This window comes from Moraxella tetraodonis, from assembly GCF_022359095.1.
GTDB classification, from domain to species: Bacteria; Pseudomonadota; Gammaproteobacteria; order Pseudomonadales; family Moraxellaceae; genus Faucicola; species Faucicola tetraodonis.
The window spans coordinates 1-3088 of the sequence record NZ_JACSYB010000007.1; the positions used below are offsets into that span (position 1 = coordinate 1).

Here is a 3088-nt window from a genome sequence, read left to right on the forward strand (position 1 = left end):
GTAAGCCCCCGACCATACCCCTATTGAGGTGGTATCCAGACATGTGGTAGCAGCTCATCAATCTGGCTATCAGGATGCGTCGGCAGACGACTCAACACATCTGCCAAATACGCATACGGGTCAAGACCATTCAATCTAGCTGACTGGATAAGCGACATAATACTAGCCGCCCGCTGACCGCTCTCAAGCGACCCTGCGAACAACCAATTCTTACGCCCGAGAGCCCAAGGGCGCATCTGATTCTCTGCCCAATTATTATCAATCGGCAAATTGCCATCATCCAAATAGTGAGTTAACGCCGTCCAGCGTTTCAAACAATACTCAATTGCCTTAGTAATACTGGCATTCTTAGTCGTGCCTAAGCGTTTCTGTTGTAACCACGCATAAAGTTTATCCGCAACTGGTTTTGCCTTCTCTTGCCTGACTTGCCTAACTATTTGAGCATCTCTGGGCAGTGGGGTTTGGTTTTTCTCAAACCGCTCATCAATCTCCCGTTCAACGGCATACAGGGTTTGAAACAGTTCTAATGCCTCAATGCTAATAAGACTCTGCCCTGTCACATGAAGCTCATGAAACTTACGCCTAGCATGGGCCATACAACCCACTTCAATCACCCCTCGCCCAAATAATGGCTTATAGCCGTTATAGCCGTCGCAAACAAGCTTGCCCTTAAAGCCCTGCAGAAAAGCATTGGGATACTCACTACCCCGACCTTGGGCAAAATCATACACCACCGCTTTGATTGGGCTGTGCTTTGGGGTCACATACGCCCACACATAGCCTTGCTTTAGTTTGCCTTTCACGTCTTTTACCCCATAGCCATTTAACACCTTTATTGGGGTTTCATCGGCATGCAGAATCGGTTGGGTAAGTATCATCTGGCGTAAGCGATTAACTAAAAACCCAAGCTGTACCCCACAACGTCCCACCCAATCTGCCAAGGTTGAATCAGATAAATACACCCCGCTACGGTGATAAATCAGGCTTTGGCGATACAGGGGTAAATGGTCAGCGTATTTACTGATAAGCACATGAGCCAGTAGCGCAGGCGTGGCAATGCTTTTATCGATGATTTGGGCGTCGGTTTTGGCTTGAACCAGCTTTTCACGGTTACACTCAGCGTTACGGCAAATGTATTTAGGATAAACATGACGCTCTCGGTAAAACTGCTTTGGCTTAAAGCCGAGTTTGTCTTGAACATCTTGACCAATTTGCGTCATTTGACAGCCACATTCACAGGTGGTTGACGGTGGTTCGTGGATGATGGTGTGAATGTCGAGGTTGTCAGGGATAACGAGGCGTTTTTGTCGTTTGGGTTTGGTTGGTGTTTCTGATTGTGTGCCTTTTTCTTGCGTATCAATCGGCTTGCTAGCAACCAGTTTGGCTCGCTCGTCATCGCTAAGATTGGCTAAGAAGTTGTCATGGGCTTGTTCAAGCAAGGCTAGGTCTTCTAGGGCGGTTTCTTTGTTTAGGTGGTCTTGTTTGGGGGTTAAGCCTTCGCTTTTTTGCCCAAACAGCCGATGGATAAGACGTTGCTGTTTGGTGATGGCGTCAGTGAGCTCTTGGTTAATGCGAGCAAGCTTAGCTTCGTATTGCTGCCTTTGAGCGTCCATTTGTTGTTGGTATTGCTGTTTGAGTTGCGCTGCTTGCTGTTGGTAATGTTGTTTTTGTGCGTCAAGCTGCTGTTGAAGCCGAGCGTTTTGGGCTAATAAATCAGCATAGCTTGGCGCAGTTGGGTCGGATGGGTGGGCGGTGGTCATGGTATGAGTTTGCCATAACCGCTCTGCATTGTCAGTAAATAGGCGGTGATAGTTGAGATTTAGCGGCTTTATGCTAAAGTCAGGTAAGCGGGGTGAGTATATCTTTGCCTAGGTTATGCCAAGACAGTCCACTAACCAAGGCGTTAAATTGCTCATGACTAATGGTAAGTCCTGTGGTTGGGTTGGTTAGGCTGTGATGTCGCATGAGACGTTCGCCAAGTCCGTGAAATTTGCCATCATCCAGTGCTCGGGTGCATAGCCATATGCCCAGGCCGTCATGGATGAGTATTTTTAGCCGGGTGCCTGCTTTGTTGTAAAATAGGTAGGCACAGTTTGGGCGGATGCCTGGGTGGTGCTGTAGGATGAAGGCGAGTAGTTTATTACTGCCACTTCGCATGTCCATGGGAGTGGTGGATAGCCAAATTTGTTGGGGGTTGATAAGGGGGTTCATTGTAGCCCCCGCAGTAATTCAATAAGGCTGTAATTGTCAATTTAGTCGATGGTGAGTTTTATGGGCGTCCCGTTATGGCTGGGAATTTGTAGTTCTACGCCTGTGATGGTTTGAGCTAAGGCAGTTGCTTGTGGTGTTTGTTCGTGATGGCTTCTAGATTGCAGGGTGATAGGCAGAAAGACAGGCTCATGTTCAATGAGGTTAATATCGAAGTTTGGGTTGGCTAATGGTTGAGTTGCTGCGATTTTCTCGTCTCTGGCAGCTTTTATCCATTTCTGCAATAAGTTTGGGTTAATGCCATGACCTTGAGCTAGCCTCGCTATCGAGCGTTCGCCTGTTAAGGCTTGTTCTACGAGATAGGCTTTGAGCTCTTTGCTGTACGTTCGTCGCTTCGGTTTGGTTATGTCTATTTGTGCCATTCTAGTGCCCACTTCATTTTTTAGTGGGCACTATCTCGTATTTTTTAGAATGGTGGTAGATGGGATGGTCGGATGCTTACCAATTACATATAGTTTGATATGCTTTAGAAATATAGTAAAAATCAATATTTTCATGATTAACTAAAACATCCTCGATTTCATCATCTTCCTTTAAACTAATCAGAAAGTCTGAACTTTTTTCTCTAGTTTCATAAGCAAGACTAAACTGAGGATTTTTCTGTTTACCTTCCCAAAATTCATTAATACCCTGAATTATTAGAAATATTGTTGTAAGCCTTTGTTGTCCATCGATAACCTCATACCAATCACCTTCCAAATTATGAAATTGTTTTTTCTCTACACTCATTGCTTTTACAACAACTGGTTGCAGACAATAAAAGCTTGAAATACCTTCTTTGGGATTTAAAATAATTGGTATAAACTGGTCAATGTCATTA

General features: G+C 45.2%; 4 protein-coding genes. All 4 read right to left on the reverse strand.

The features are described from left to right. Positions 1–20 precede the first annotated feature (20 nt). Positions 21–1760, reverse strand: a complete 1740-nt coding sequence (gene tnpC, locus H9W84_RS12070; RefSeq protein WP_050325882.1) for an IS66 family transposase — start codon at positions 1758–1760, stop codon at positions 21–23. 79 nt (positions 1761–1839) lie between these two features. After that, the gene (gene tnpB / locus H9W84_RS12075; RefSeq protein ID WP_050325883.1) at positions 1840–2211 is read right to left on the reverse strand and encodes an IS66 family insertion sequence element accessory protein TnpB; all 372 of its coding nucleotides are present in this window, start codon (positions 2209–2211) and stop codon (positions 1840–1842) included. A gap of 41 nt (positions 2212–2252) precedes the next feature. Further along, the gene (locus H9W84_RS12080; protein ID WP_239743825.1) at positions 2253–2630 is read right to left on the reverse strand and encodes a transposase; all 378 of its coding nucleotides are present in this window, start codon (positions 2628–2630) and stop codon (positions 2253–2255) included. Positions 2631–2706: 76 nt separating this feature from the next. Further along, the coding region (locus tag H9W84_RS12085) for a DUF262 domain-containing protein (protein WP_239744068.1) at positions 2707–3088 on the reverse strand (382 nt) is incomplete at its 5' end.

What these genes read in the sequence shown, in the direction of transcription:
- tnpC (WP_050325882.1), bottom strand. Translation starts at nt 1,760, where the DNA reads ATGACCACCGCCCACCCATCCGACCCAACTGCGCCAAGCTATGCTGAT.
- tnpB (WP_050325883.1), bottom strand. Translation starts at nt 2,211, where the DNA reads ATGAACCCCCTTATCAACCCCCAACAAATTTGGCTATCCACCACTCCC.
- H9W84_RS12080 (WP_239743825.1), bottom strand. Translation starts at nt 2,630, where the DNA reads ATGGCACAAATAGACATAACCAAACCGAAGCGACGAACGTACAGCAAA.